General features: G+C 34.9%; 21 protein-coding genes and 1 pseudogene. 12 read left to right on the forward strand and 10 right to left on the reverse strand.

Going from position 1 to position 21,921, the window contains the following annotated elements:
* Positions 1-31: 31 nt before the first annotated feature.
* Positions 32-1,426, reverse strand: a complete 1,395-nt coding sequence (locus DCC35_RS08720; RefSeq protein ID WP_137090418.1) for a TIGR00366 family protein — start codon at positions 1,424-1,426, stop codon at positions 32-34.
* Positions 1,427-1,447: 21 nt separating this feature from the next.
* A complete protein-coding gene (locus tag DCC35_RS08725; RefSeq protein ID WP_137090419.1) occupies positions 1,448-2,455 on the reverse strand; it encodes an acyl-CoA reductase in 1,008 nt (335 codons plus the stop codon).
* Between the two features lie 125 nt (positions 2,456-2,580).
* Between DCC35_RS08725 and DCC35_RS08730 the strand changes: the two genes are divergently transcribed.
* Positions 2,581-2,928 carry a 4Fe-4S dicluster domain-containing protein gene (locus DCC35_RS08730; RefSeq protein WP_137092618.1) on the forward strand — a complete coding sequence of 116 codons (348 nt, stop codon included), beginning with the start codon at positions 2,581-2,583 and terminating at the stop codon, positions 2,926-2,928.
* 32 nt (positions 2,929-2,960) lie between these two features.
* Here DCC35_RS08730 and DCC35_RS08735 read toward each other — a convergent pair whose 3' ends face one another.
* Positions 2,961-3,860: a DUF58 domain-containing protein gene (locus tag DCC35_RS08735; RefSeq protein ID WP_137090420.1), complete on the reverse strand. Its 900-nt coding sequence runs from the start codon at positions 3,858-3,860 to the stop codon at positions 2,961-2,963.
* 214 nt (positions 3,861-4,074) lie between these two features.
* On the opposite strand from DCC35_RS08735, the gene DCC35_RS08740 reads away from it, so the two are divergent.
* The 4 genes from DCC35_RS08740 (at position 4,075) to DCC35_RS08755 (ending at position 7,795) form a co-directional block, all read left to right on the forward strand.
* Positions 4,075-4,416, forward strand: coding sequence for a DUF3276 family protein (locus DCC35_RS08740; RefSeq protein ID WP_137090421.1), 342 nt, complete (start codon positions 4,075-4,077; stop codon positions 4,414-4,416).
* Positions 4,417-4,469: 53 nt separating this feature from the next.
* Positions 4,470-5,564 carry an AI-2E family transporter gene (locus DCC35_RS08745; RefSeq protein ID WP_137090422.1) on the forward strand — a complete coding sequence of 365 codons (1,095 nt, stop codon included), beginning with the start codon at positions 4,470-4,472 and terminating at the stop codon, positions 5,562-5,564.
* Positions 5,565-5,569: 5 nt separating this feature from the next.
* Positions 5,570-6,667: a redox-regulated ATPase YchF gene (gene ychF, locus DCC35_RS08750; protein ID WP_137090423.1), complete on the forward strand. Its 1,098-nt coding sequence runs from the start codon at positions 5,570-5,572 to the stop codon at positions 6,665-6,667.
* Between the two features lie 300 nt (positions 6,668-6,967).
* Complete coding sequence (locus DCC35_RS08755) at positions 6,968-7,795, forward strand: CRISPR-associated endoribonuclease Cas6 (RefSeq protein WP_137090424.1); 828 nt, start codon at positions 6,968-6,970, stop codon at positions 7,793-7,795.
* Here DCC35_RS08755 and DCC35_RS08760 read toward each other — a convergent pair whose 3' ends face one another.
* A complete protein-coding gene (locus tag DCC35_RS08760; RefSeq protein WP_217495936.1) occupies positions 7,796-8,998 on the reverse strand; it encodes a type IX secretion system plug protein in 1,203 nt (400 codons plus the stop codon).
* 121 nt (positions 8,999-9,119) lie between these two features.
* Between DCC35_RS08760 and DCC35_RS08765 the strand changes: the two genes are divergently transcribed.
* The 3 genes from DCC35_RS08765 to DCC35_RS08775 all read left to right on the forward strand — a co-directional run bounded on the left by DCC35_RS08765 (position 9,120) and on the right by DCC35_RS08775 (position 11,667).
* On the forward strand, positions 9,120-9,671 hold the full coding sequence (locus DCC35_RS08765; RefSeq protein ID WP_137090426.1) for an RNA polymerase sigma factor: 552 nt from the start codon (positions 9,120-9,122) through the stop codon (positions 9,669-9,671).
* Complete coding sequence (locus DCC35_RS08770; RefSeq protein ID WP_137090427.1) at positions 9,655-11,139, forward strand: hypothetical protein; 1,485 nt, start codon at positions 9,655-9,657, stop codon at positions 11,137-11,139. Before DCC35_RS08765 ends, DCC35_RS08770 begins: the two co-directional genes overlap by 17 nt.
* Before the next feature lie 87 nt (positions 11,140-11,226).
* Positions 11,227-11,667, forward strand: a complete 441-nt coding sequence (locus DCC35_RS08775) for a hypothetical protein (protein WP_137090428.1) — start codon at positions 11,227-11,229, stop codon at positions 11,665-11,667.
* Positions 11,668-11,673: 6 nt separating this feature from the next.
* On the opposite strand, the gene DCC35_RS08780 is transcribed toward DCC35_RS08775, so the two are convergent.
* Positions 11,674-13,611 (reverse strand): ABC-F family ATP-binding cassette domain-containing protein, encoded by a 1,938-nt coding sequence (locus DCC35_RS08780; protein ID WP_137090429.1) that lies wholly within the window; start codon positions 13,609-13,611, stop codon positions 11,674-11,676.
* Between the two features lie 94 nt (positions 13,612-13,705).
* Here DCC35_RS08780 and DCC35_RS08785 point away from each other — a divergent pair, with 94 nt between their 5' ends.
* Positions 13,706-14,887: a PQQ-dependent sugar dehydrogenase gene (locus DCC35_RS08785; RefSeq protein ID WP_137090430.1), complete on the forward strand. Its 1,182-nt coding sequence runs from the start codon at positions 13,706-13,708 to the stop codon at positions 14,885-14,887.
* 137 nt (positions 14,888-15,024) lie between these two features.
* Here the strand turns inward: DCC35_RS08785 and DCC35_RS08790 are convergent, their stop codons facing one another.
* Entirely contained in the window at positions 15,025-15,531 is a 507-nt protein-coding gene (locus DCC35_RS08790; RefSeq protein ID WP_137090431.1) for a hypothetical protein, read from the reverse strand.
* Positions 15,532-15,699: 168 nt separating this feature from the next.
* Between DCC35_RS08790 and DCC35_RS08795 the strand changes: the two genes are divergently transcribed.
* Positions 15,700-16,119, forward strand: a complete 420-nt coding sequence (locus DCC35_RS08795; protein WP_137090432.1) for a PQQ-dependent sugar dehydrogenase — start codon at positions 15,700-15,702, stop codon at positions 16,117-16,119.
* Between the two features lie 30 nt (positions 16,120-16,149).
* Here DCC35_RS08795 and DCC35_RS08800 read toward each other — a convergent pair whose 3' ends face one another.
* Positions 16,150-16,689, reverse strand: a complete 540-nt coding sequence (locus tag DCC35_RS08800) for a DUF2911 domain-containing protein (RefSeq protein WP_137090433.1) — start codon at positions 16,687-16,689, stop codon at positions 16,150-16,152.
* A 71-nt stretch (positions 16,690-16,760) separates the two neighbouring features.
* On the opposite strand from DCC35_RS08800, the gene DCC35_RS08805 reads away from it, so the two are divergent.
* A complete protein-coding gene (locus tag DCC35_RS08805; protein WP_137090434.1) occupies positions 16,761-17,243 on the forward strand; it encodes a deoxycytidylate deaminase in 483 nt (160 codons plus the stop codon).
* On the opposite strand, the gene murB is transcribed toward DCC35_RS08805, so the two are convergent.
* From murB to hppD, 3 genes and pseudogenes are all read right to left on the reverse strand, one after another.
* Positions 17,240-18,259 (reverse strand): UDP-N-acetylmuramate dehydrogenase, encoded by a 1,020-nt coding sequence (murB, locus tag DCC35_RS08810; RefSeq protein WP_137090435.1) that lies wholly within the window; start codon positions 18,257-18,259, stop codon positions 17,240-17,242. The two genes, DCC35_RS08805 and murB, sit on opposite strands and share 4 nt — an antisense overlap.
* Positions 18,260-18,361: 102 nt before the next feature.
* Positions 18,362-20,089 carry a phospho-sugar mutase gene (locus tag DCC35_RS08815; RefSeq protein ID WP_137090436.1) on the reverse strand — a complete coding sequence of 576 codons (1,728 nt, stop codon included), beginning with the start codon at positions 20,087-20,089 and terminating at the stop codon, positions 18,362-18,364.
* An 81-nt stretch (positions 20,090-20,170) separates the two neighbouring features.
* Positions 20,171-21,270 (reverse strand): annotated as a pseudogene (gene hppD, locus DCC35_RS08820) (4-hydroxyphenylpyruvate dioxygenase).
* 200 nt (positions 21,271-21,470) lie between these two features.
* Between hppD and DCC35_RS08825 the strand changes: the two are divergent.
* Positions 21,471-21,893, forward strand: a complete 423-nt coding sequence (locus tag DCC35_RS08825; RefSeq protein WP_137090437.1) for a hypothetical protein — start codon at positions 21,471-21,473, stop codon at positions 21,891-21,893.
* Positions 21,894-21,921: the final 28 nt, after the last annotated feature.

Raw genomic sequence — 21,921 nt, forward strand, 5'->3', positions numbered from 1 at the left:
CATTTAGTTAACGCCAATCTTAATATTTAGTTTACCAAAGAGCCAGGCTTATTATATATAGTGTAGCACCGACCCCAAATATTGCCAAACAATACGGTATAAGGCGGCTGGCTTTTAAGCCTGTAATTCCCAATAATGGTAAAGCCCAGAATGGTTGAAGCATATTTGTGATCTGATCACCATAAGACATAGCCATGACCATTTTACCCATTGGAACATCTAACGATTTAGCTGCATCTATCAAAATGGGACCTTGAACAGCCCATTGTCCACCTCCTGAGGGAACAAAAATATTTAAGATACCTGCGCTTATAAATGTAAATATGGGTAATGAATCTTGTGAACTCCAAAAAACAAATTGATCAGAAATGGTTTCAACTAAGCCTGAATACTGCATTATCCCCATTATTCCTGCATATAAAGGAAATTGTAAGATTATACCAGCACTTTCAGAAACAGCAGAGGTAGCAACTTTTTGAAATTTCAGCAAACTACCCTGACCAATAATGCAAACACCAAATAAAATGAAATTGATGAAATTCAAATTTAAAAATGCTAAGGGCGAACTATTTTGTTGATTTAAGATTACCACTACAATTGCTGAAATAAAGAGTATACCCAATATTATGGATGTGATAATACTCTTTTCCATTCCAAGTGTATCTTCTTTTTGATATGGAGGTTCTTCTGGCCTTGAATTTTCCTCATTATCATCATCTTTGTCCTCTTCTTTATCCTCATTTTCATATAAAAATGAGGGTAGATTTAAACTCCGTCCGGTAATTTGATTTCTTGCCAGAAGACCTAACGGAACGATGACTAAAATAGCCACACAGGTGAGTATATTTTCTATAGTAAAAATAGTTTGACTGACAGGTAATACTCCCATTTGATCAACCAGGAAATGATCTGGTTCGGCAACAGTTAAAGGAGCTGATCCTGAAAGTCCTCCATGCCAGATCATCATGCCTGCATATCCTGCAGCTCCAAGAGCACCATAATTAAGTTTCCAGTTATTCTTAGCTGCAAGTTCACCGGTTTTTCTAACTAGCACGGCGCCGAAGATCAAGCCTAAACCCCAGTTTATCCAACCCATAATCATCGAACTTACGGCAATTATTATTATTGCTTTGGCATTTGAAGTACATCTGCAACTAAAAAAGTTAATTGCTTTATCTACCATAGGGGTTTTGGCAAGTGTATGTCCTAATATTAATATTAAAGACATTTGCATGGAAAAAGCCAGTAAGTCCCAAAAACCCCTGTTCCAATACTCCAAAGTGGCCATAGATTTATTAAGAATACCTGTCTCTTCCTTAGAGCCAAGGATGATCGATAGGATCATTGTTACTACCGTGAGAATAACTGCTATTCCAAAAGGAGAGGGTAAAAAATCAAAATAACTCTTTTCGTCTGGATGTTTCATTAAATTTTAATTTTTTCCAACTTACTGAAGATTGCTCAAAAAATGAAGTGTATCGATATTATCAGCATAATCCCAGGGTTTAGGATTTTGGGCTTCACCAAAACCGATAAACTTATCATCCTGTCCTACAATACATTGTATTTTATCATTGGCGGATTCCAGGTAATTATGCAGTTCTTCCTTGTTTTTATATTCCTTGTAATAAACCACGCTGATTGGAGATACTATTTGATTGTCTGTTTTTTTCAAAAGTAAAAATCCATTATCAAGGTGATCTTCTTTATTGACCAGGTAAATTGATTTGTTGTAGTCGTAATTGTTATTATACTTATGGTGATTAATAACAGAATTAAAATCTTCTATAGCCTCGAAAAATTTTTTAAAATCATATCCTTCAGGAACTAAAATCAAACTTACATTTCGACATCCTAGTCCAAAATATGTAAATATATCTTCACCAAGTTTTTTTAATTCCTTATCAGATTCTTCTCCTGTCAAAATCGCGGCAGAGGTTCTGTTTCTTCTGATTATATTGGGGTATTTTCCAAAATAGTAATCAAAATACCTTCCTGTATTATCGCTACCCGTTGCTATTACTGCATCAAAATCCTTTAATTTGTCTACAATCTCTACTTTATCAGACAGTTGTGGGTTTAAATTAAAGAGTTTGTTTAAAATAAAGTTTATAATTACCTGATCTTGAGAGCTATACTTAACTTTAGCAATGTGACCACTCAAAAGTATACTTAATAAATCATGAAATCCTACACCTGGTATATTGCCTGCCATAACAACACCTATTTTCTTTGGCAAGTCAACTGGGATGTCCGGGTAATTTTGTACCCAGGATTTTAAATTTTCTTCCTTAAGTAGTGTGGCGATTCCATTAATGGCCTTTTCTACTGAACCTTTTGTAAACCATGGATTTCTTTGCCCTGCCCTGAATGCCAGGTCTTCCAGGGTTTCCTCACTTATAGATTTGAGTTCATTGCCTAATTCTATCCAGGTATCTAGTTGTGGATGATTCATGTTTATTTAAATTTGATTCAAAAATAATCAAATGAATGAGAAAAACGTATAATGAAAGTAAACTGGTTTGATTGCAAACTTTAAGTGCTTATTTTTGTTACGCAATAAAAAAGACAACTACTATTATGGCAATAATGATCACAGACGAATGCATCAACTGTGGTGCATGTGAGCCCGAATGCCCCAATACAGCTATCTACGAAGGTGGTGTTGAATGGACCTGGGGTGGGGGTACTGAACTTGACGAAGTTGAACTTGAAGATGGGTCTTCAGTAGATGCCGAGGAGCCACAAGAACCGGTATCTGACGAATTTTATTATATAGTACCGGCTAAATGTACAGAATGCACAGGATTTCATGAAGAGCCTCAGTGTGCAGCTGTTTGTCCTGTGGACTGTTGTGTGCCAGATCCGGATTATGAGGAAACTGAGGATGAACTGATGGAAAAGAAAGCTTGGTTACACGGAGAATAAAATTAAAGCCTTCCTTATCCGGAAGGCTTTTTTTATCTCATTCTTTTCCTTTTGTTCAGATAGGTCAGTAAAACATTTTTTAGATCCTTCCTGATATCTAAGGGTACAAAGTCCATCTTTAATTCTCTGCAACGGTTTTCTATTTTAGCAAATTCTTCTAGTTGGGTTTTGTGGTACTCTTTCTTGACTTCACTAGGATTTAATTTTAGTTTTTCTCCGGTTTCTTTATCTATAAATAGATATGGTCTGTCATCAAGATTTAAATTAAGTTCAGTTTCACTATCGTAAACATGAAAAATTACCACTTCGTGTTTTTTATGCTTAAGGTGTTGTAGTGCCACAGATACTTCTTCTAGTTGTTCTGCATCTGAAATAAAATCAGAGAATAAAATTACCAGCGATCTTTTATGAATAGTACCTGCCACTGTATGTAACACTTCACTAAGCTTAGTAACTCCTTTTGGTGCTTGATTAAGTAATTCTTTTTCGAGCAGGGAATAAATATTAGAAAGGTGTTTTTCGGTTGATTTACAGTCAGTTTGGGTATCCATTTTATCACTAAAAAAACCAACAGATACTGCGTCCCGTTGTTTTTGCATGAGGTAACTTAGTGCAGCAGCGGCAAGTAGTGAATATTGTAATTTTTCCTTTTCAGGCTCCGGATAATGCATACTTGCAGAATGATCAATCAATAATCTACATCGCAGGTTTGTTTCTTCTTCATATCTTTTAGTATAAAGCTTATCTGTCCGTGCAAATACTTTCCAATCGATATGACGGGTCGATTCTCCCGTGTTGTAAGGGTTGTGTTCAGCGAATTCTACTGAAAATCCATGGTATGGAGATTTGTGATGACCTGTTATGAATCCTTCCACAAGTTGCCTCGCTAGGAATTCAAAATTCTTGTAGATTTTATTATCCTGATCTTTCATTATTATTGAAAGTTAATGATACGGTTAATAAATCACTAAATTTTAATTGCAGTATTGATAATTTGAATGAAAATATTTTTTCCATTTGCATTTATGAATATTTATATACTATATTGGTGACTAAAATTGGATTGAGAATGAAAGGTAGTCGGGTAGATTTCCAGTCCTTCCGGTTGTTTTCATTCATGATTATTTAAACTTAAACTTTTGAATTGTGGAAGATAACAAAGACAAGAATGAGTTATTCGCTCAACGTGTGAAAGCGGGAAAGAGGACTTATTTTTTTGACGTTAAAGCAACCAGGTCAAATGACTATTATTTAACTATTACTGAGAGCAAGCGTCGTCATAAAGAAGATGGGTTTTATTACGAAAAACATAAAATATTTTTATATAAAGAGGATTTTGATAAATTCATTCTTGCCCTTCAAAATACTGTAGACCACATCAAAACTGAATTACTTCCAGAGGTAGATTTTGATCAGTACAGACCTAAAGAAGAAGAGGAAGCAGACGAAATAGGATCTTCATTTGGAGATGAATTAAAATGGGACTAAAATAAAAACTCAAATGGCTTACCAAATTAGGTAGGCCTTTTTTATTTTTAGCCATGTTCCAAAAAAGAATCGTATATTTAGTTCTGGGTGTAGCACTTTTTATTTTCCTCGCCTGGTTTTTCTCCAATATATTTATTTACATAGTAATCTCTGTAATCTTTGCAGCCATATTAAGAGGTCCTGCAAATTATCTTAGCCAGATATCTGTTTTCGGGTTTCAGGTTCCCAGAGTAATTGCTGTGATTTTCAGCTTTCTGGTACTATTACTTGTGGTATTACTATTTGTCATTACATTTATCCCTCTTATTTCAGACCAGATTAATGTCCTCGCTAATTTAAATTATGACAAGCTTTTCAGAACAGCTGCAGAACCTGTTAACTGGCTGGAGGAATTTTTAATCAATAATAATTTAACATCCGAGTCAAGAGGTTTTATCAAGGATTCGATAAAAGATAATTTTGTTGGATTTATAACCAGAATCAACGTTAGCAATTTATTAAATACATTAGTTGGTTTTACAGGAAGTCTTTTTATTGGAATTCTTGCTGTTGCTTTTATTACTTTTTTCCTCTTATATGAAAAAGGGATGATAAGAAGGCAATTTAATAAACTAATACCCAATAGCTATTTTGAAGTAACTATAACTGCAATAACCAAAATTGAGAGACTGTTAACTAATTACCTGGTTGGGTTGTTGTTGCAAATGACTGCAATATTTACAGTGGCCTCTGTTGGACTGTCAATCCTAGGGGTGAAATATGCTATAACCATTGCTTTATTTGCTGCACTAGCGAATTTGATACCTTATGTTGGCCCGATAATGGGGGCTACTTTTGGAATTCTTATCGGATTGAGCACTCAATTATTAGGAAATGGAGATGGTGGGTCATTGCTTATACTCGTGGTGAAGATTTGTGCAGTTTTTGCGGTTGTACAGATTATGGATAATATGATATTTCAGCCATTAATTTTTTCAAAAAGTGTAAAAGCTCATCCTCTTGAGATTTTTGTTATTATCTTTGTGGGCGCAAATCTGGCGGGTATCGTCGGAATGATTGCAGCTATCCCTGTATACACAGTATTGAGAGTAACAGTATTGGAGTTTTACAGCGGATATAATCAATATTACGTGTTTAAAAATAATTAAAAAGCATGGGTTTACAGTGTGGCATTGTTGGGTTACCCAACGTTGGTAAATCAACATTATTTAATGCATTGTCTAAAAATAAAGCGGAAGCGGCAAATTTCCCTTTTTGTACCATCGAACCAAATGTGGGAGTAATTAAGGTACCTGATGAAAGATTAGGTATTCTTAAAAATCTAGTGGATCCTGAAAAGGTTTTACCAGCTATCATTGAATTCGTTGATATCGCCGGACTTGTTAAAGGAGCAAGTAAAGGAGAAGGTCTTGGAAATAAATTCCTTGGTAATATCAGGCAGGTAGATGCTATTATACATGTTATCAGATGTTTTGAAGATGATAATATAGTTCATGTTGATGGTAAGGTTGATCCTGTTAATGATAAAGAAGTTATCGATACTGAACTTCAACTCAAAGATCTTGAAAGTGTTGATAAGAAAATTCAGAAAGTAAAAAAGATCGCTAATACAGGGGATAAAGCTGCCAGGGCCGATCTGGAAGTTCTTGAAAAATTTAAAAAGACTCTTGAGTCGGGTAATAATGCCCGCTCTGTGGAAGCTACAGAAGAAGAACTGAAAGTAATTGAAGATATACAGTTGTTAACAGTTAAACCTGTTATATATGTTGCAAATGTAGATGAGGATTCAATAATTTCCGGCAATAAATATGTAGATACCCTGAAAGACTCAGTAAGCAATGAGAATGCATTAGTCATTATGGTTTGTGCATCTATTGAGTCTCAAATTGCTGAAATGGATGACGAGGAAGAGCAACAGATTTTTCTTGAAGAGTATGGACTTAAGGAAAGTGGTTTGAACAGGTTAATCAGAGCTTCCTACGAGCTTCTGGATCTAATTACTTACTTCACTGCTGGTAAAAAAGAAGTCAGAGCCTGGACTATTCGCAAAGGGTGGAAAGCACCACAGGCTGCTGGGGTTATTCATACCGATTTTGAAAGGGGTTTTATTCGTGCTGAAGTAATTAAATTACCAGATTACGAACAATATAAAACTGAACAAGCTATTAAAGAAGCAGGTAAGGTTGGTGTTGAAGGAAAAGACTACATAGTAAAAGATGGAGATATAATGAATTTCAGATTTAACGTCTGATATTTCATATACATTATATAAATTAAACAGTAATGCGACATATAATATATTTGGCATTACTGTTTTTTTATTTTATGTTTGAGTATTATATGGTTTAAAAACCATGTCGTAAACCGTTATAGCAAGGTCCTCGATAATAAATTTAAATTTTTTCTTAAAAAAGTTATATTATCTTGCTACGATAAATTTTTTTTGTGTATTTTAGTTAAACACGATCTATTATTATTTCATTATTGCTATTTCCATAGTTGATCTAATAGTAGTTTTTAGCCGTAACCGTAAACTTTATTTTTTTGAGCTTTGAGAATTCGTATAGTTTTTTTACTTAAGAACCGTGGAGGATTTGTTCCGTTCCACCACCAATACCTTTTAGCACAATTGATCAAGGGTCTTTTGTTAAAAGGAGGTAAGAAGGAGTATGTAGATTTTCAGGATTATAACTTCTCCGGGTTAAAAGGACAAACTAAGATTAGTAGAAATGGTCTTCATTTTTATTCTTCACGAGTAACGTTGGTCCTGGCATCCGGGCAAAAGGATTTTCTGGATTATTTTCTATCTGTTCTATTTACTGAAAAACAAATTGAGGTTGGGAATCTTCATTTGACGCCTGAAATGGCAGAATTGGAAGCAAAACCTGATTTTGAAGAGGAGATGAAATATATATGTATCTCTCCAATGTTAATTATCCCGCCATCATTAGATTATAGAGAAAGTAAGAAATTTATTAATCCAATGGATGAAACAGTTTCAGATCTCCTTTATGATTCTACTATGGCAAGGATGGAAGCATCTAACCAATTTCCTGCAGAAAAATTCAAAGATTATTTTAAATTTCAGATCGTTCCGGACGTGAATTATATCAGGAAAATTAATGAATCCCAGAAAAAATTTGCCAGGATTTATCCTGCTTTTGATCAGGATGTAAAATATGAGGTCAGAGGGTATACTTTCCCTTTTACCTTATACGCTCACCCGGAAGTTCAGGAGTTCCTTTTTATTCATGGTATCGGACATTTTACCTTTAAAGGATTTGGTATGCTGGATTTGGCAAATCATGATCCTTCAAAAAGAACAACAAAATATCATCATAAAAATATAGTTGAAAGAAAATCTACTCCGGCTGGTTGATCAATTATTTACTTTAAAAGATTGATAGCCTACAGGAAGATCACCTCTTCCACCAGGAGGACGATGATAAACAAGGATTTGATAATCATTTTCTGTATCAAAAAAACTGCCCTCATAATAATATGAGGGTTTTTCTTTGTCTTCTACATAAAATAGATAGTTATATCTACCTTGTTTTAAAAGTACTGAAGTTTCGTATACTCCTTTTTCCGAATTATAAATCATCTCCGAACTTTGATCTTTTTTCCAATAGTTAAAAGCACCAATAATATATACTTTACCGTTTATTTTATTTGATTTTAAGGTTACAACTGTTTCTGCATATTCAGAAGTTAGTGAAGTTTCATCTCTAAGGCTATTGCTGATATAAAACTGGCCATCGAGGTCGTCATAAACAGGCCTGGCATATGCAGAATTAGATCTTCTTTCGGCAGGGAGTAATCTTACACTGGGGAATTCTCCCTCAGGTCCGTCATGTGTTACCTGTAGACCCCTTAGATCTATAAAACGAAATTCATTCCATCCTAAAAATTCATTTTTTTCATCTATTGATTCAAATCTGAGCTGTTTGGCATTTTCATTAATAAATGTAGGGCTAATATTATATTTCATATTATCCCATCTTTGATTTTGTAATACTATTGTTTTTAACTCATTAGCAGGGTTTTGGACATTTAATCCACCATAGCTTACAATATAATTTAATCGTTGGTTTTTTGCTCTGCCAACAACAGAGTTACTTCTTTCAAGGCTAGCTCCAATAGATGTTTTTTCATCATAGATAATGCATCGGTGAGTAAATAGAATTTCATCAGGATCCTGATCGCGATAAACTATGACAGCATAATTACCTGGTAATTTAACTCTTGGCAGTTCAAATCGGTAATGCACATAGGGAGCCTTTGTATTCAAGGAAAAATCAAAATCTTCTATTAGCCATTCATTGTATTGATTTAAATAGTCTCTTTCAAAAAAGTCTGATGATGTCCAGTCTGCATTACAATGGATTAATTTCACGTATAAATATCCAGCATCGTAGGTGAGTTCATCAAATTCTAAATAGAGTTTCGAACGGCTATTGATATTTATAACTGGAGGAGCAGTAGGGTTGAAAACATTGTTTTGAACAGCATATATGTTCGCTGTCCTGATTTTACTGTCATAAATTTTATTTTCATATACTTTTATTTCACTACCTGACAAATTTAATGCCTGTGAAAATATGATTAAAATCAACAGTATTAGGTGATTAGAGGATATTGTGTTATATATTTGCTTTAGAGTTACAACCATAATTGTTATTTTAGTGTCTTAGTATTAACGCATGGCTAACGAAAAATTACTTATTGAAGCTTGCAAAAGGCAGGATCCAAAAGCTCAAGAGGAATTGTATCAGCAATTTTCTCCGAGTATGTATGCCGTTTGTCTTCGCTATAGTAAGTCAACGTTAGAAGCTGAAGATATTTTACAAGAGGCATTTATAAAAGTTTTCAGGAAGATTTCAACTTATAAAGGAGAGTCTTCTCTGGGCTATTGGATTAAAAGAATTGTTATAAATACAGCTATCAATAGCCAAAGAAGTAAACTTTATATGTTTCCGATGGTAGATGTGGCTGATGCTAATATTGTAAAGCCCGGGATTGATGCCTTAAATAATTTAAATCATCAGGACTTGCTTAAAATGATAAAGTCATTGCCTGATGGTTGTAGAGTGATTTTTAACTTATATGCTGTTGAAGGATATAAGCATAGTGAGATAGCAAAAATGCTGGAGATTTCTGAGGGTACATCTAAATCGCAATTTGCAAGGGCAAGACAATTGTTGAAGGAGATGGCTCGTCAGAGAGATATTTTTAAAAATGAAAGAGCAAGATAGCGACCATAACAGAGAATATTGGGTAAACAGACTCAATGATTTGGAAGTAACACCTCCACCATCTGCCTGGAGAGGTGTTAAATCTGCTATGGATGCTGACAGGGCCTCTAAATATAGAAAGACAGCCTATTTTTATCGTAGAATAGCAGCCAGTTTATTACTTTTATTAATAGGTCTCGGAGGCTTAGGAGGTTATCTGTTCAACCAGAATTCTCAGCTTAAAGATGAATTGGCTTATTTGAATGCAGAACAACCTCAATTGGCTGTTTCTGAAATTGAGTATGATAATAATAAATCTGAAAGCCTCATTGAACCTAATAAAGAGGTTAATCTGGATGATTTAAAGGTAGAAAATGATAAAATTGCTTCACGAACTTCTGAAACTGGAAATAAAAATAAAGTTTCTGTATATAAGGAATCAGATCAATTTTTAGCTTCAAGTTTAAAAACTAATGCCAGTGACGAATTAAAACATGAAGGAGGTTCTGGTGATAATAGTTCAAATAGCAATGTCTTTTCTTCTAATAGTATTTCTGAAGCAAGCCATGATTTATATTCTGACAGTGAAGATCAACAACAACTTGACTATTTATCAGGAAGATCATTCGCATATAGTCTGAATGTTAATGCCGATGAGCCTGAGCTCAACGGAATTGTTGTTTTAAATTGGGATAAAGTTACCAGGCTGAAACCTAAGAGCATTAGAAAACCAAATGGTAACAATGTAGAGGATGTATGGATCGGGTTTAATATGGGATCAGGATCTGTTAATCAGAACTTTTCGCAAAGCGAATTGACATTAACAGAGTTAATGGAGGAAAATATTGAACCAATGGTTTTAACAGAAACATCTGGATTTAATACAGATGCTATTCCCGGACCGAGTTACATGGCCGGTCTTGAACTTGGTGGTAAATTAACTGATAGATTAGTGCTCCAGGGAGGAATGAATTATTTATATCAGGAGGCCATAAGTTCTTCTAATGTTGCTTTTTCAAGAGATCTGAATAGTATTTCAGAAACTTTAAATATTACTAATATCAGGGATTTGAAAGAGCAAAGAAACACCACTGAACTTTCTTATATTCCGGATACTGAATTAACCACTACATATGAATATATCAGTTTTCCTTTAGAGGCTGGTTATATTTTGATGGATAAAAGATTTTCTATTACAGGAAATGCCGGTTTAATTACTGATGTTTTCATGGCTGGTAAAGTTACAGCTCGTCAGGGATTATTCGAGGTTACTCGATTTGGGAATGATGGTGATTCTCCTTATAATTCGTTTAATTTCAGAGCTTCAGGAGCATTAATGTTTTCTTATGATCTGAAAAGTAATTTAAAGGTTCTTTTAAAACCTCAATATACACATGCAATTTCATCCTATACCAAAGTAGGAACCAACCTTAATTCAAACCCTTATTCACTTTTATTATCTGCGGGGTTGAAATACAAATTTAAGTAAGCTTACAACTATTTTTTCTTTAAAAGTGTCCTATATGAAACGGATACAATTATTTAATTATAATTTTTATTGGTAAAATTATATTTATTGTTTACCAACTATATCGAAAAGAATTTTAATATGAAAAAGGGCTTTACGGCAATACTGGCATCAGTTGTTCTAATAATTATATTAGATACAATTTTTAATATCACTTCGGGAAAAGTATATCCGGAATTCGGAACTTATACCGGAGTCTTATATAAAGTTTCTGGTGAAGATAGATCCAGAGAAGAAACTTTTGAAGTATCATTTAACTCAGGTAATTATGAGCTTATTATGGAAGGTCAAAAAATCGCAGATGGTAAATATCGACTAATAAATAACAAAATTAAGTTTATAAACTCTATAGAGGAAGTAAGTGATATAAGTCAAGTTTTCGATGGTTCATTTGAACGAATAAATTCAGGCACACTTTTTGTTTTAGAAAGAACACTAGATGAAATAGTGTACAGATTACACTTAGAAAAAAATAACTTGAATGAATAAATATAATTATATATCGCCCGAGTTTTCCAGCTCTTCTACTAATACAAGCCAGGTGTCACTTAACGATTGTAGTTTATCTTTAACTTCTTCATATCGTTCAGTTAATGCTGTCGACTTTTCTTCATCAGAGAAGTTTTCAGGTTTCGCTAATTCCCTTTCTAATTTTTCCTTTTCAGATTCCAGAACAGAAATTTCTTTTTCAGCATCATCTACTTCCTTTTGAAGTTTTTTTAAAGATCTTTGTTTCTCTTTAAAAGAATTTTGATCTGTTGTATTTTGTCTTTCTTTTTTGGTCTCTACCTTTTTCTTATCTAATGGTGAAGGCTTTGTTTGTTTATCAAGAGTAATATCATTTTCCTTCAGCCACAATTCAAATTCTTCATAAGTACCAGGATACTCTTTTAATTCTCCCTGATCTATATACCAGATTTTGTTAGCTACCGATTTTATAAAGTGCCGGTTGTGACTTACAGTAACAAAAGTTCCTTCATATTGATTAAGTGCCTGGATAAGCATGTCGACTGAAAAGAAATCTAAATGGTTTGTCGGTTCATCCAGGAGTAGGAAATTGGCTTCAGAAATAATAGTTTTAGCTAACGCAACTCTTGATTTTTCTCCTCCTGATAATACTTTAATGGGTTTATGGACATCGTCGCCTGTAAATAAAAAGCAGCCTAATAAATTTCTTAATTCAAGTTCACTTTTACCACTACCGCTTTCCATTAACTCCTGTATGATAGTGTTTCTAAGGTTTAATGCCTCAAGCTGATGCTGGGCAAAGAAGGCCAGGTTAACATTATGTCCTTCATTTCTTTCACCCTTAAAATTCTCATCGTTTGCAATGATGCGTAGCATAGTCGATTTCCCCTTTCCATTTGCTCCAATCAGTGCAATTTTATCACCTCTTAGAATATGTTGGGTTGCATCTTTAATTACCTCTTTCTCACCATAGCTTTTTTCTACTTCATTAAATGACATGACCTGTTTACCGGATGGTCTTGACAGCGAAAAGGAGAAATTTATATCGACTGTTTCGTCTTGCACCTCTTCGATCATATCCATTTTTTCCAGGGCTTTCACTCTGGATTGAACTTGTTTTGCTTTGGTTGCCTTAGCCCTGAAACGCTCAATAAACTTTTCAGTTTGTTTTATTTTTTGTTGCTGATTTTCATATGCATTTTGCTGTAATTCCTTTCTTTGTTCCTTTTCTTCAAGGAAAAAAGAATAATTACCATTATAGACATTTAATTGTTGCTGGGAGATCTCAACTGTTTTACTTGTTGCACGGTCGAGAAATTCTCTATCGTGGGATACAATGATCACCGCACCTGAATAATTCATTAGATAATTTTCCAGCCATTGAATTGATGGCAGGTCGAGGTGGTTGGTGGGCTCATCCAGCATTAATAAAGAGGGCTTCTCCAGAAGCAGTTTGGCCAGCATCACTCTCATTCTCCAACCTCCGGAAAACTCTTTAAGCGGTCGTTGAAGATCGGAAGTTTTAAAACCAATACCTTCTAAAACCTCCTCTGCAGAGGATTGCAAAGAGTATCCATTATTGCTTTCGAATACATCTTGTAACTTACTGTATTCATTGAGGACTTCTTCACTATAATCTGTCTCCATTCTTTTAGCTAATTCATCCATTTTATGTTTTACATGGATCAGATCACTAAAAGCCTGCATAGCGACATCAAGGATCGGATCATCACTGACAAATGAGAGAAGATCCTGGTTTAGATATCCAATCGTACATTCCTTACTTTTAGAAATTGAGCCTTCATCAGGAGTTAGATCACCATTAATTAATTTTAATAATGTTGATTTTCCTGTTCCATTAAGCCCTACCAGGGCTATTTTATCTTTTGAATAGATATGAAGCGAAGAATTTTTGTATAAAGCTCTGTCTCCGAGAAAATAAGATAGTTCCGAAATTGAAATCATTTTGCAAAACTACATTAATTAGCTCATATGGAACAATAATCATTTGAAAGAGTTTATTACATTACAGTACATAACACCATTAAAAACCAGCAACATGAAAATTAAACTATTTAACAATCTATTTATAGCTGTATTATTAGTCAGTGGTTTTTCTTGTAGTAATGATGAAGATAGTGATACTATAAAAGGTACAGTTGAAGCGACCGTAAATGCTCCAGAAGAATGGTCAGACGAAGATGGCCTGAAACTGGATGAATTAAATCTGCCTGAAGGCTTTGAGATTTCAGTATATGCGAGGGTGGAAAATGCCAGGTCAATGGATATGGCAGAAGGTATCCTTTTTGTCGGTTCAAGAAGTGCTGAGAAAGTATATGCTGTGGAAGATAAAGACAATGACGGGTATGGAGAAACTGTTCACGTCATTGATGAAGAACTATTGCAGCCCAACGGGGTAGCCTTCAGGAAAGGTGATCTGTATGTCGCTGAAATCAACAGGATTTTAAAATATCCTGATATACTTAATAATCTTGAATCTCCTCCTGAGCCGGAAGTAGTGTATGATGAATATCCTGAAAAAGCCGATCATGGATGGAAATACATCGCTTTTGGCCCTGATGATAAATTATATGTACCAGTGGGGGCGCCTTGTAACATCTGTAAAAGCGAAGATGAGATTTTTGCGACCATTACAAGAATGAATCCCGACGGCACTGATATGGAGATATTTGCTGAAGGAGTGAGAAATACTGTCGGTTTTACCTGGCATCCGGATACTAAAGAAATGTATTTTACGGATAATGGCAGAGACCATTTAGGGGATAATTTCCCTCCTTGTGAATTGAACTACGCACCTGAGAAAGGCATGCATTTTGGATATCCGTATTGTCATGGTGGAGATATTGCTGATCCTGAATTTGGAGAGAAAAGACCTTGTTCTGATTTTGTCAGACCAGCTCAAAACCTTGGTCCTCATGTAGCTCCTTTGGGATTAACCATTTATTCAGGAGAAAATTTTCCTGATGAATATAAAGGTAAAGCACTGATAGCCGAGCATGGAAGCTGGAATCGCAGTAAAAAAATAGGCTATCGAATAACTATGGTTGATCTGAAAAACGGAGAAGGCACAAGCTATAAACCTTTTATTGATGGCTGGTTAAATGAGGAAGAACAAACCGTTTGGGGAAGGCCAGTTGATGTGATCGAACTAGAAAATGGATCCCTGATGATTTCGGATGATTATTCCGGAACAGTTTATACCATTAACTATGGTAAATAATTTTAGAAAAGATTACGGCAAAGCATATTGTATCGTTTAATAGCTTTTAATAATGATATTAAACTAGGCTGTTAGTCAATAACAGCCTAGTTTTATTCATAAAATGTAGCTCAAAATTTGTAATTTTAATATAAATATTAACAACAGTATCCGCATTCACAATATTCAAACCAATCAGTAAGAAAAATGAATGATTTTACGTAGCAGTATCTAATTGCTCCACCATTAGCCCCACCTCTCGGTTTCCAATCTGTACAATGAACTTCTGGTGGAGCCATTCTGACATTTGTTTGGTCTTTCATAGGATTAACATCTGCAAATTCTTTAGCAAATCGCTTTTCTACTAATTTTAGAATTTTAATTTTCTCATTACTTGAATTCATTGCGATTTTTAAATATCCTTTTCTTGTAGGAATAGGAATGAATAAATAACTACCGAGGTTTCCTTCTAATTCTTTTGGATTTTCTTTAATTAACTTTGATATGTCTCCAGGCAAAATTTCTGCACTAAATACACGTTCCTCTAGCGTTTTTTTCTCTAAAGTTTGTTTAGAAATATCTTCATCCGTGCAATTTATTAATCCAAATATTATTAATAAAAAAAAGAATAATTTGAAATGATTTTTAATTTTTAAATTAAGCATAGTTATAAATAATTATTTAGTTGATATCCTTTTAAAATAATTAAAAAAAGATTTAATAATCAAATTATTTGTAAATTTTATTATTATAATATTTTCTAACCTATTCTTGGAAATATGCCTTGAAGGTGATTTCCCCCATGTGAGTTGAATTATGCACCTGAGAAAGGCATGCATTTTGGATACCCGTATTGCCATGGTGGAGATATTGCTGATCCTGAATTTGGGGAACAGAGGCCTTGTTCTGATTTTGTCAGACCTGCTCAAAATCTGGGGCCTCACGTAGCGCCTTTAGGATTAACCATTTATTCAGGGGAGGATTTTCCGGATGAGTATAACGGTAAAGCACTAATTGCTGAACATGGAAGCTGGAACCGAAGTAAAAAAATAGGCTATCGAATTACCATGGTAGACCTTAACAATGGAGAGGGAACAAGCTACGAGCCTTTTATTGATGGCTGGTTAAATGAGGAAGAACAAACCGTTTGGGGAAGGCCAGTTGATGTAATCGAACTAGAAAATGGATCCCTGATGATCTCAGATGATTATTCAGGAACAATATACAAGGTATCTTATAATGAAGAAGGATAAAAAAAGCCCGGTTTTCCGGGCTTTTTTATATTATTCTGATATTTGAAAATCGATTGGGATGCTTACTTTCGTTTTATCCCAGCTCATGGTCATATATGTTTTATCCTGTCTTTGTTCAAAATCGATTGTAAATGCTTCCCAGGTTTCTTTAGTTTCTGAGGTCGGCACATCAAATCTCATAAGATCATTTTCTTTATTATAATTGTATGCTCCCCACAGACCAAGTTCCTTATTTACTATTATTGTCCACTTATCTTCCTGAGGAATAGCGAATAAAGAGTAAGTTCCGGCTTCAAGATCTCTTCCTGCCATTTTTATGTCTTCGGTAATTGTGATCTCTGTTGCTTCGTTTGCGCCTAATCTCCAGACTTTACCATAAGGCACGAGATCTCCAAAAATTATCCTATCCCGTTTATGAGGGCGAGAATAAGTTACTTTTACATATGAATCTTCATTTTTAACTGTTTTGACCTCTAGAGGACTTAATCTGGGGGTAACAGCTTCCTGAGCAAAGACGTTCAGGGTCGAAGAAAATAAAAAGATTAAAAAGACAGTGGTTAATTGGTTCATTTGTTTTTGTTTTTATTCTTAATATTGCCAAATATACACAATAAATGTGCTTAATTTCCAAAACTCTATAAATGGAACGACCACAATTTGATGATATTTTTATGGAACTTGCCGTAAATCTGGCAAAACGTTCTCATTGTATCCGCCGACACGTAGGCGCGGTACTCGTAAAAGAAACCAGAATAATCAGTATTGGTTATAATGGCCCGCCAGCAGGAACGCACAATTGTGACGAAGAATTTCCGGAAAACGGATGTGGTAAAGATAGTAAGGGTAGTTGCACCTTAGCTTTGCATGCAGAACAAAATGCAATAATTTATGCGGTTAAGAATAATGCCTCCGTTTCAGGATCCACTCTATATGTCACTTTATCACCCTGTATTGCCTGTGCAAGAATTATTTACAGTATGGGTATAAAGAAAGTGATTTTCCTTAAATCTTATGCAGAATATAAAGGCTTAGCTACTGATGAAGGGGTCGACTTCTTAAGCAAGTTTGGAGTAGAAACGGAACAGTATAGTGGTGACCTGAGTAATGTTACTCATATGATCTAGATAATATTTACTTCTCGTTCAAGGTTTATGCCAAATTTATCCCGGACACTTTTTAGTATTTGTTCCGATAGGTCAAATATTTCCTGTCCTTTTGCATTTCCGTAATTAACGAGAACAAGAGCCTGATTTTTATGGGCACCAGTATTTCCAACTTTTTTGCCTTTCCATCCACATTGCTCTATTAACCAGCCAGCAGGAACTTTTACAGTTTCATCAGGCTGAGAGTAACCCGGCATATTCGGGAATTGCATTTTTAACTTTTCGTAAGCTTCATTAGGTATGCTTGGATTCTTAAAAAAGCTCCCTGCATTACCGATCTTACTTGGATCAGGAAGCTTAGAACTTCTTATGTGAATAACAGCCTTGCTGACGTCTTCAGGAGTAGGAGAGGAGATTCCCATTTCATTCAGCGTTTGGGAAATAGCACCGTAAGAAATATTCAATTCAGGAACTTTAGATAATACGAAATTCACCCTTGCAATTATATATTTATCACGTTGAGTAGTTTTAAAAACACTGGTCCGATAGCCAAACTGACATTCCTCATTGTTAAATCTTTCTAATTCTTTGGTTTCCCTGTGAACAGCATCAAGATGTTTGAATACCTCTTTGATTTCTACGCCATAAGCACCGATGTTCTGCATCGGTGCAGCTCCGACTGTACCTGGTATCAGGGAGAGGTTTTCGATTCCATAATATTTATGATCAAGGCAATAGAGAACAAAGTCATGCCATATTTCTCCGGCACCTACACTTAATTCAACTTCTTTTTCGGTTTCCCGAACTACTTCTACTCCGGTAATTTTGTTTACAACAGTCAGTCCTTTTGGATTGGTTTTGAAAAGAACATTGCTACCACCGCCGAACACATTTAATTTTAGATTATTGGATCGGGCGTAATCTATTGCCTCTCGAATATCTTCTATTGAATGAACTTCAGCCAGGTATTCAGCAATGGCCGGCACACCAAATGTATGATAGTTCTTTAAATCTGCCTGTTGTTTAATTTCGATCATATTAGAATATATCAACCACAATTATAAGAAAAATTGAAGTGATACCATTAAAAAAGAGAGACATGATGGCCTCTCTTTTTAACTTTATTTTTTTTATCAGATTTATAATCCGAGATCTTTTTTAATCTTTTCAGCTTTTTGATTAAGTGAATCCAGAGAATTATCAAATTCAGATATTTCTGCTAAACCTTTCTTTACACTAATGTAAAATTTGATTTTAGGTTCGGTTCCTGAAGGTCTTGCTGAAACCTTAGAGCCATCTTCTAAGAAAAATTGTAATACATTGGACTTAGGCAGATCGATAGAGGTAGTCTTACCGCTAACCAGATCTGTAGACTCTTGAGCGAGATAATCGCTTACTTTTATCACCTTGATACCACCTAATGTGTCAGGAGCCTTCTTTCTCATGTCTTCCATCATTTTACTGATCTCTTCTGCACCTGACTTTCCTTTTTTAGTCAATGAAAATAGATATTCATTATAATGACCGAATTCTTTATAGATTTCCAGCAATAAATCAAAAAGTGATTTATTTTCACTTTTAGCCCATGCAGTCATTTCTGCAATTAATGCACATGAAGCAATCGCATCTTTGTCTCTTACTGCATCTCCAATCAGGTAACCATAACTTTCTTCTCCACCAACAAGATATTTTTCTTTGCCTTCAAGTTTTCTGATTAAAGCAGCTATATGCTTAAATCCTGTTAACGTATCATATGATTGGACTCCAAACCTATCAGCTATATCTTTGATTAATTCTGTCGTTACGATAGTTTTAACAATGAACTCATTTCCTTCGAAACCATTTTTTTCTTTATATGCCTGAAGGACATAATAGATCAAAAGAGCTCCTGTTTGATTACCATTGAGTAGTTGCCATTCATTTTTATGATTTTTTACTGCGATACCTACTCTGTCACTATCAGGATCAGTGGCCATAAGAAGATCAGCATCTATTTCTTTAGCCTTGGCAAGACCTTTTGAAAGTGCTTCTGACTCTTCAGGATTTGGATAGACGACAGTTGGGAAATTCCCATCCGGTTTCGCTTGCTCTTCTACAACATGAACAGAATTAAATCCGAATCTTTCCAGAATCTCAGGTACGAGTGTTACTCCGGTTCCGTGAAGAGGTGAATAAACAATTTTCATTTCTGAATTGCTCTTGATGGCCTCTTGATTCAATGAAAGAGATTTTATTTGATCAAGATATTTATTGTCAACATCTTTTCCGATCGGAATGATGAGATCTGTATTTCCCTCAAATTTAACCTGACTGAAATCTGTGATCTTGTTTACTTCTGCAATAATGTTTTTATCATGTGGTGCGATAACTTGTGCGCCATCATCCCAGTATGCTTTGTAACCATTATATTCTTTTGGGTTATGAGAGGCAGTTAATACTACACCACTCTGACAGCCAAATTCCCTAATTGCAAATGATAATTCCGGTGTTGGTCTAAGATCTTCAAAAAGGTAAACTTTAAAGCCGTTTCCACTGAATACATTAGCAGTAATCTCAGCGAATTTTCTGCTGTTATTTCTTGAGTCATGTGCAATGGCTACTTTAATTTCCTGATCACCAAAACTCTGTCTAAGATAATTTGCTAATCCCTGAGTGGCCATTCCAATGGTATATTTGTTCATCCGGTTCGTTCCCGGCCCCATTATACCTCTAAGTCCTCCGGTGCCGAATTCGAGATCCCTGTAAAATGAATCTACCAGTTCATCATTGTTACCATTACTCATTAGTTTTTCGATCTGGGATTTCAGGTCCTGATCGATATTGCTTTCTAACCAATGATCTATTTTTCGTTGAATTGACTGCTCCATAGAAATAATTTAATCTAAAAAAATAAAGACAACCTGAAATTAACAGATTGTCTTTAAAATAGTAAAATTTTTATTTAAAAATTACAAGTTACCTCGTAATTCTTGTTCTCTTTCTATTGCTTCGAATAATGCTTTAAAATTTCCTTTTCCAAAAGACTTAGCTCCTTTTCTCTGGATAATTTCAAAGAAAAGAGTTGGTCTGTCCTGAAGTGGCTTGGTAAATATCTGAAGAAGGTATCCTTCGTCATCTCTGTCAACAAGAATGTTCAGGTCTTTTAAAGGCTTAATATCTTCATCGATCGAACCGACTCTGTCAAGCAGATCATCATAATATGTAGCTGGAACTTCAAGGAATTCAAGTCCTCTTTTTCTTAGTTCTCCAACAGTTTCGATGATATCATCTGTGGCAATGGCCAGGTGCTGAACACCAGCTCCGTGATAGAAATCAAGATATTCTTCTATTTGAGATTTTTAACACCATCAGCAGGTTCATTAATAGGGAATTTAACGTATCCGTTTCCATTTGAAACCACTTTTGACATCAGGGCAGTATACTTAGTGCTTATATCTTTGTCGTCAAAAGTTACTAATAAGTTAAATCCTAATACATCTTCGTAGAATTTCACCCATTCGTTCATCTTTCCTAATTCCACATTACCAACGGCATGGTCTATGTATTTGAAACCGACACCTTCAGATTCAACATTATTTTCTCTGGCTTCGTATCCAGGTATGAACGGCCCTGAATAATTTGATCTTTCGACAAAAGTGTGGATAGTTTCTCCGTAAGTGTGAATAGAAGCAGTTTTCACTTCTCCGTTATCGTCTTTAAGCGTTTTTGGCTCAGCATATGATTTGGCACCTCTTTTCATCGTCTCATAATAAGACTTTTCAGCGTCATCAACCCAAAGAGCCATAACTTTAACTCCATCACCATGTTTTAAAACATGCTGGCATACCGGAGAGTCAGGATGAAATCCTGAAGTAAAGACAAATCTTAATTTATCTTGCTGAAGTACATATGAAGCCCTGTCTCTTACACCTGTTTCCGGGCCGGCGTAAGCGACTAAATCAAAGCCAAACATATATTGGTAGTAAACAGCGGCTTGTTTTGCGTTACCTACGTAGAATTCTACGTGGTCTGTACCATTAATCGGTAGAAAATCTTCCTGGTTACTCATATTTATTTATTGGTTAATGTTACACAAATTTAAGGCTTTTGTCATAGAATTTAAAGCTTTACAATAACACTTCACTTTAGAAATATAACAGATTAGAATGTTACATTTAACAGGTAAGAAAAGGGTACTAAAATATCTTATTATTTCTTGCGTTAGTCAGGCTCAATGAGGAAGTTTGTATAAGATAAACCCAAAAAATCATGGAAATAGAAAAGCTAAATGAGGCGATAACTGAGATAGCTGAAAAAAGGGCTGCTCTGACAAAACTCAAGAAAGGTGATGAACGGTATGATCTTGTGAGAAATGATCTGGATCATTTGGAGGCTGAATTTAAAGAGAATTATTATGCCGACATGAATGAGATACTTTATCACGTTCATGATGAATTTTGTCCTGATAATGAAGTTTGGAGTCCGATAAAATATTTTGCAGAAGAATATACCATAGGTGATGGTGGTAAATATACCGCTGCCAAAGATCAAGGACTGAAGGTTCAGGTAGATGACTTTAATGGCAAAGAATGTCGTTTGGTTATTTTGCCATCACCTGCACGTATAGAATTAAGGGTAGATGGTGAACCAACAATAGTTGCCTGGCATATGGATAAGGAAAAGACAGTGTGACAAAATATAAAAAAGGGGCTCGAAACCC

Source organism: Mangrovivirga cuniculi (genome assembly GCF_005166025.1).
Lineage (GTDB): Bacteria > Bacteroidota > Bacteroidia > Cytophagales > Cyclobacteriaceae > Mangrovivirga > Mangrovivirga cuniculi.

What these genes read in the sequence shown, in the direction of transcription:
- murB (WP_137090435.1), bottom strand. Translation starts at nt 18,259, where the DNA reads ATGATCGAAATTAAACAACAGGCAGATTTAAAGAACTATCATACATTT.
- DCC35_RS08745 (WP_137090422.1), top strand. Translation starts at nt 4,470, where the DNA reads ATGTTCCAAAAAAGAATCGTATATTTAGTTCTGGGTGTAGCACTTTTT.
- DCC35_RS08770 (WP_137090427.1), top strand. Translation starts at nt 9,655, where the DNA reads ATGAAAGAGCAAGATAGCGACCATAACAGAGAATATTGGGTAAACAGA.
- DCC35_RS08725 (WP_137090419.1), bottom strand. Translation starts at nt 2,455, where the DNA reads ATGAATCATCCACAACTAGATACCTGGATAGAATTAGGCAATGAACTC.
- DCC35_RS08795 (WP_137090432.1), top strand. Translation starts at nt 15,700, where the DNA reads ATGCATTTTGGATACCCGTATTGCCATGGTGGAGATATTGCTGATCCT.
- DCC35_RS08785 (WP_137090430.1), top strand. Translation starts at nt 13,706, where the DNA reads ATGAAAATTAAACTATTTAACAATCTATTTATAGCTGTATTATTAGTC.
- DCC35_RS08720 (WP_137090418.1), bottom strand. Translation starts at nt 1,426, where the DNA reads ATGAAACATCCAGACGAAAAGAGTTATTTTGATTTTTTACCCTCTCCT.
- DCC35_RS08730 (WP_137092618.1), top strand. Translation starts at nt 2,581, where the DNA reads ATGGCAATAATGATCACAGACGAATGCATCAACTGTGGTGCATGTGAG.
- ychF (WP_137090423.1), top strand. Translation starts at nt 5,570, where the DNA reads ATGGGTTTACAGTGTGGCATTGTTGGGTTACCCAACGTTGGTAAATCA.
- DCC35_RS08790 (WP_137090431.1), bottom strand. Translation starts at nt 15,531, where the DNA reads ATGCTTAATTTAAAAATTAAAAATCATTTCAAATTATTCTTTTTTTTA.
- DCC35_RS08800 (WP_137090433.1), bottom strand. Translation starts at nt 16,689, where the DNA reads ATGAACCAATTAACCACTGTCTTTTTAATCTTTTTATTTTCTTCGACC.
- DCC35_RS08765 (WP_137090426.1), top strand. Translation starts at nt 9,120, where the DNA reads ATGGCTAACGAAAAATTACTTATTGAAGCTTGCAAAAGGCAGGATCCA.
- DCC35_RS08815 (WP_137090436.1), bottom strand. Translation starts at nt 20,089, where the DNA reads ATGGAGCAGTCAATTCAACGAAAAATAGATCATTGGTTAGAAAGCAAT.
- DCC35_RS08735 (WP_137090420.1), bottom strand. Translation starts at nt 3,860, where the DNA reads ATGAAAGATCAGGATAATAAAATCTACAAGAATTTTGAATTCCTAGCG.
- DCC35_RS08805 (WP_137090434.1), top strand. Translation starts at nt 16,761, where the DNA reads ATGGAACGACCACAATTTGATGATATTTTTATGGAACTTGCCGTAAAT.
- DCC35_RS08780 (WP_137090429.1), bottom strand. Translation starts at nt 13,611, where the DNA reads ATGATTTCAATTTCGGAACTATCTTATTTTCTCGGAGACAGAGCTTTA.
- DCC35_RS08825 (WP_137090437.1), top strand. Translation starts at nt 21,471, where the DNA reads ATGGAAATAGAAAAGCTAAATGAGGCGATAACTGAGATAGCTGAAAAA.